Annotated in this window: 7 protein-coding genes; 1 reads left to right on the plus strand and 6 read right to left on the minus strand. The window is 51.2% G+C overall.

Annotated features, from left to right (window positions below; translation table 11 throughout):
- Positions 1 to 59 precede the first annotated feature (59 nt).
- From fetB to HYU99_12020, 6 genes are all read right to left on the minus strand, one after another.
- Entirely contained in the window at positions 60 to 818 is a 759-nt protein-coding gene (fetB, locus tag HYU99_11995; GenBank protein ID MBI2341068.1) for an iron export ABC transporter permease subunit FetB, read from the minus strand.
- Complete coding sequence (locus tag HYU99_12000) at positions 806 to 1,474, minus strand: ATP-binding cassette domain-containing protein (protein ID MBI2341069.1); 669 nt, start codon at positions 1,472 to 1,474, stop codon at positions 806 to 808. Before HYU99_12000 ends, fetB begins: the two co-directional genes overlap by 13 nt.
- A 77-nt stretch (positions 1,475 to 1,551) precedes the next feature.
- A complete protein-coding gene (locus HYU99_12005) occupies positions 1,552 to 1,926 on the minus strand; it encodes a four helix bundle protein (GenBank protein MBI2341070.1) in 375 nt (124 codons plus the stop codon).
- 24 nt (positions 1,927 to 1,950) lie between these two features.
- On the minus strand, positions 1,951 to 3,702 hold the full coding sequence (locus HYU99_12010) for a sensor histidine kinase (protein MBI2341071.1): 1,752 nt from the start codon (positions 3,700 to 3,702) through the stop codon (positions 1,951 to 1,953).
- Positions 3,699 to 4,091 (minus strand): HEPN domain-containing protein, encoded by a 393-nt coding sequence (locus HYU99_12015; protein MBI2341072.1) that lies wholly within the window; start codon positions 4,089 to 4,091, stop codon positions 3,699 to 3,701. The genes HYU99_12010 and HYU99_12015 overlap by 4 nt, the downstream gene beginning before the upstream one ends.
- The gene (locus HYU99_12020; protein MBI2341073.1) at positions 4,088 to 4,408 is read right to left on the minus strand and encodes a nucleotidyltransferase domain-containing protein; all 321 of its coding nucleotides are present in this window, start codon (positions 4,406 to 4,408) and stop codon (positions 4,088 to 4,090) included. Before HYU99_12020 ends, HYU99_12015 begins: the two co-directional genes overlap by 4 nt.
- Before the next feature lie 262 nt (positions 4,409 to 4,670).
- Here HYU99_12020 and HYU99_12025 point away from each other — a divergent pair, with 262 nt between their 5' ends.
- Positions 4,671 to 5,177, plus strand: a complete 507-nt coding sequence (locus HYU99_12025; protein MBI2341074.1) for a hypothetical protein — start codon at positions 4,671 to 4,673, stop codon at positions 5,175 to 5,177.
- Positions 5,178 to 5,455: the final 278 nt, after the last annotated feature.

Raw genomic sequence — 5,455 nt, forward strand, 5'->3', positions numbered from 1 at the left:
AGATCATCCCTGAATCCATAGGCAAAGCTCACATCGTCATCCACAATCCAGACTAACATTTAACATTCCTTTAACTGATCATTCCGGTTGAACAAAAACAGGTGCGCCAGAAAGGCCAGAATCATCGACGAGAGGCCGAATTCAAAGACGATCATGAAGATGACGATCAATTGATACTTGACCGCGATAATCGGGCTTATCCCCCCGATAATCAGCCCCGCCATCATCCCCGGAAGATAGATAAGACCCAGGGTTTTCATCGAATCGATGGTTGGAATGGAATCGGCGATCAACGCCTGCCTGGTCAGGCCCCGTATCGCCTCGCGGGGGGAAGCGCCGAGGGCCAGATTTGACTCGATCGGCAGACGATGGACGCGCACATCCGAAATCAGCCGCTCCAAAAACAGGGAACAGTTGTTCATCGCCTGTCCCACCAGCATCCCGCCGATGGGAATGACGAATTTTCCGCCCCACTCGATGGCGCCGAATGCCACCAACAGCGAGAGGGTCACCGCCACGGAAACAAAGATGGCGGCGGCAATCAGCTTCCAGAGCCCCTTGACCCTTTTTGACCGGCCAGCCGAGACGGCTGTTGCAATGGAGGCCATTAAGGCGACGATGCCGGCCAGAATCCAGCCGTTTTCAACGGTGAAAACCCAGGAGATCACGTAACCGACCGCCAAGAGCTGGATCGCGCCCCGGAGTGAACTAAAGAAGGTGTCTTTGGCGATCCCCAGCCTTTGCCAGGCGGAAAAGAGGATAAAGAGAATAATGAGAAGAAAGGTAAGTCCGAGGCTTAAGGTGTTTATGTCGCGCATAAAATTTTGCCCCCTTCAATCCTCGCCCTTTGACTCCCCAATCTTCTCGCCTGCTCCACCTGATGCGTCACCCATACCGCTTTGAGGCCGTTCTCCAAGACGAGGCGTTTGATTGTCTCCTCGATCTTCACGGCCGAATCGGCGTCGAGGCTCCCGGTCGGCTCGTCCAGCAAAAGCACTTCCGGCCGGTTGGCCAGAACCCGCGCCAGCGAAGCCCTCTGCTGTTGGCCAACGGAGAGATGTTTTGCGTCGCGATTCAACAATGCGGGATCGAGGTCGATATGCGTCATTAACTGGGCAAGCCGCTCCTCCGTCAACTTTTCCTTTCGCAGACGGGGGCCGAAGAGGAGATTTTCGCGCACCGTTTTTTCCGGCAGGGCCGGAAGCTGAAAGACCATGCCGACCTGTTGACGCAATTCCGGAATCGGAATTTCGCCAAGCAGGCGTCCCTTGAAAAAAATCTCCCCTTCCTGCGGGTCTTCCAGACGGTTGAGGAACCGGAGCAGGGTGCTCTTGCCCGCTCCGGAAGGGCCCATGATGACAAAAATTCCATCGCCCCCTATCGACAGATTCGCGCGGTCAAAAACAGCCACCTCCCCCGCCTGCGGGCTTTTTTTTCTGCATGAAATATTTTTCAGTTCAAATAAGGGCGTCATGACATTAATGTCAAATGTCAAAGTTCAAATTTCAAATGAAAAAACAATGCTAAAAAAACAATGTTAAATGGCTTACATCAGCCTCTCTTTGAGATAATTGATGAAAATATCAAAACCAGTTCTTGAACTTCTTGCCACAACCTCCGGCATTCCGTTTTCTTTTCCGGCACGGCAATCGCGATCATCCTCAACCAGTGCTTTGTTTCTTTTGATTCCTTCTTGCAAATGCCGATTTTGTGGTAAAAATCTTTTCTGGATTCAGCTCCGTCTGCTTCCATGTAATTGGCGCCTATGCTTGTTCCTGACCGGACAATTTGTCCAAGCAGAACACCGTTGATCTGATCCTTGGGCAGTGACTTTGCAAAAATGACGATCTCCTCACCAAATCGAGCGGTTCGTTCCTCCAAATCAAAAACTTTTTTGTCATTTGAACTTGTCGTTTCCTTTGACATTTGAAATTTGACATTTGTCATTTCTCATCCCCCCATATCCATCGGCAATCGAATATCAAACCTTGTCCCTTTTTCCACCTCGCTTTTTACGACAATTCTGCCCCCGTGTTGTTCCACGATTTTTTGCGAAAGGGCAAGCCCCAAGCCAAGCCCCTTGCGTTTGGTGGTGGCAAAATCCTGAAACAATGTTTTCAAGCGATCCGGCGGGATCCCCATGCCGGTGTCGGCCACGGAAATTTCAACAACCCGGTTTCCATTTTCCGGGCGGATGCCGGCCGAGAGGTCGATTTTTCCCCCTTTGTTCATCGCCTGAATGGCGTTTACGACAAGATTGGAAAGAACGCGGGAGAGGGAAAATTTGTCGCCGGTGATTTCGAGTGTCGGGGGATCAATTTTCCTGTTCAGTTCGACATGATTTTTCTCCGCCTCTATCCGGAAGCGCTCCAGCACCTCGTCAAAAAGGCCCTCCACCGAAAGTTTCACCGGCCGGTGGGGAATTTCACCGGTCAAATCCTTCAGGTTGGCGAAAAACAGATCAACATTGCCGAACTCGCGCTCGACCACCTGCGTGAAATCCTCGCGAAACGCGGGTTCTTCGTAGCGGCTCGACAAAAGTTTGGTCCAGTTGCGGATGTTTGAAATCGGATGTTTCAGATCGTGCACCAGTCCGCCGGCAATCCGGCCGATGAGCGAAAGCCGCTCCTGCCGCCTGATTTTTTCGGCCTGATCCGACAACTGGCCGGTCATCGTGTTCAAGGCATCCCCCAGAATTTTGAATTCGTCTTTCGCCTTGATGACCACCTTGTGCGTCCAGTCCCCTTCGCCGATTTTCCGGATCCCTTCAGTCAGGATTTTGATATGACGCAAAATTTGCCAACGCACTCCCAGGTAGCCGACCGTCAACATCAGCGCAAAAAGAAGAACGGCAAACAGGATCAACTGCCGGGTCAGCTGGCGGGCCAGGGCAAAGGCCTCACGCGTCGGTTGCTCGATAAAAATATTTCCCTTTAAATCCCCCTCGAGCGGCGCCGAAACCAGAAGAAAGCGCCCCTCCTTTTCTTTTTCATAAAAAAGGGAGGTTTCTTTGTCGGCGGAAAGTATCCGCCTGATGGAATCAAACCGGGGAAAATCGGACAATTCAAAAACGAGCCCGAGGCTGGACGAAGCCACCACTTTTCCATCGGGATTGATGAGGGTGACGATCCCTTCTTCCCCGATCCTGATTTGATTCACCAGGTGCCAAACATAGATAAGATTGATTTCGGAGACCAGAATACCGGTCATCTCTCCCCGTTTGGTCACAGGCATGGCTACGCGGATGGCGGGTCTTACCGGCGGCGGATCGATGGCGATGTAAATGGAAGAGCGGTAGGTATCGCCTTTTTGAACAACGGGAAAAATACGATCGAAGGGGATTTCCTCCGTCTTCGGTTCCAGATTGCTTGTGGCCATAAGTTTACCCGCCGGATCGAACAGGTGGATATTCTGAAAATACTTGTAATCGAGGTAGCTGTTTTTTAAGAGGCGGTCTTTGTCTTCAGCCGTAAGGCCGATTTCTCCAAATTGGGCAGAGAGGGCTTTCAGTACCCGGCTGGCGTTTTCGAAATAATTTTCGACATTGCCGGCCGCAATTTTGGCAACGATCAGGTTGCCGTTGATCACCGATTCCTGCGTGGCGGAGCGCAACTTGACGATGGAGACGACATACGAAATTCCCACCGGGATCAGCGCGGTAAGGAGGAAAAGGACAATGAGTTTGGTGAAGATGCTCTTCATTCTTCTTCCGGGAAAAGGCAGGCAATGAATTGTCCCGCTTCTCCGACATCTTTTTCGATGTCTTCGCGGGTTAATTCAATTGTTCCCAGGGGAGGATAACGCTCGGCGAAGTAATAGCCGGACACGCGCTCGCATAAATCACGAAACCGCTCAAGACCGTTGTCGAACTTTGACGCGTCATCGAGGAGCGCATCCAGTTCATGGACCTTTTTCAGTTTCCAGCCATTTTTCAGAAGGAAGGCCTTAAGGTGTTTTTCCAGAGACTGTTGCAGAAAAAAAGCGGCCGCCTCGACATCATCTTCTTCGAGCATGATGTCGATTCGCCCCCGGTCCTTTCTCGCAATGACAAGCCAGTCGCCAAAATTTGGGGAGTCGAGCGGATCAGTCATAGCGGAAGCCCATTTTCCAGCACATCTTTCACAAAAGCATCACCGGCCTTTGTTCTTTCCTGCAACTCTTCGGGGGTAAGGACAATAGGAGCCACGGGCAACCCCCGCCTGATATCTCTAAGAAGTTTTTTTACGGTGGCCATACGCTGGAAAAATTTTTCCCTGGTGGGGGCAACAACAAAAAGATCGACATCACTGTCTTCCGTGGCCGTCCGCCTCGCACGCGAGCCGAACAGAATCACTTGCCGGGCATGGTAGGCCTCTTTTAACCGCGCCCCCATCTGTTTTAAACGATTGTCAAGATTGGCCGATTCCACAACGCAACTTTATAATATTATAGCGCCCTCGTCTATTTATACTTCGGCTTGGCCTTGGCCCCCAACCGTCCGATTTTTGGACGGTACCGACCGAAATTCGGACGGTTGGCGCCCTATTCCCCTCCCCCATTTGGGGGGGGGGAAGGGGTGGGGGGAAGCTAACCCATTGATTTATTTCACGTACGCACCCACGCACTTACGCACGTACGCACCTGCAATTTTGGCACGGGAATTGCTTATAAACCGGGCAGGAGGTTTTTTTATGCCCTATGAAATCGGAAAATCCCTTTTTACTTCGTTTGCGAGTTCTTCTCTTGACCGGCCCGCTGATGAAACCGCATCGACAACCGATGATCGATCCTCCAACGGGTCGCCCCGTTTTGTGCCGTTGCCCGGCAACCCCAGAGGGGGAATCTATTTGGGAAAAGACAATCGGGTGGTGTCTGATTTCGACGGCTCCGGGCGGTCGAAATATGTGCTGGATCAGTTTGCAAAGATCGGGGCGATGTCGTATGTTGCAATCGTCGGCGGGGCCCTTTTGGGGCCGATTGCCCGCGGCGTGGGCGCCGCGGCAGAGGCGGTTTATACCGTTGCCCGAACGGTCTGGTATTCCATCGCGGGAACGGCGGCCGCGCCGGAGGTGATGAAAAATATAACCGAGTGCGTTGACGGATTAGTGGAGGGTTCACCACTACCAACAACCCCAACAGGATCGCTATGTTATCTTTATTCGGAAACTTCAAAGAAATTAGATGCAAATAAAAAATAAGGGAACATGGTGGGGATTGGCGATGGGATTTTGCTCCCTCCTTCTAGGTTTACTAACAATAGGAGATCGTGTGTTGCCAACAAGATGGGGTGGTCCCCTCATTTTGTTGGATCGGAATTCTGCATTTATTGTTGGCGTCGTTGCGATTCTCTGCGGTCTCTGGTTTTTGTATTTTGCCGTCAAAAATTTCCTCAAATCCCGCCGGTCTTGAATTTCCTGTTAAAAAATTGACATTGTCAACCGATTAATTTAAAAAGAAAAAAAGAAGTAAAAATGAA

Source organism: Deltaproteobacteria bacterium (assembly GCA_016183175.1).
Classification (GTDB): domain Bacteria; phylum UBA10199; class UBA10199; order UBA10199; family SBBF01; genus JACPFC01.

Bases quoted from the DNA above. Each gene is read 5' to 3' on its own strand.
- fetB (MBI2341068.1), bottom strand. From the start codon at position 818: ATGCGCGACATAAACACCTTAAGCCTCGGACTTACCTTTCTTCTCATT.
- HYU99_12000 (MBI2341069.1), bottom strand. From the start codon at position 1,474: ATGACGCCCTTATTTGAACTGAAAAATATTTCATGCAGAAAAAAAAGC.
- HYU99_12005 (MBI2341070.1), bottom strand. From the start codon at position 1,926: ATGTCAAAGGAAACGACAAGTTCAAATGACAAAAAAGTTTTTGATTTG.
- HYU99_12010 (MBI2341071.1), bottom strand. From the start codon at position 3,702: ATGAAGAGCATCTTCACCAAACTCATTGTCCTTTTCCTCCTTACCGCG.
- HYU99_12015 (MBI2341072.1), bottom strand. From the start codon at position 4,091: ATGACTGATCCGCTCGACTCCCCAAATTTTGGCGACTGGCTTGTCATT.
- HYU99_12025 (MBI2341074.1), top strand. From the start codon at position 4,671: ATGCCCTATGAAATCGGAAAATCCCTTTTTACTTCGTTTGCGAGTTCT.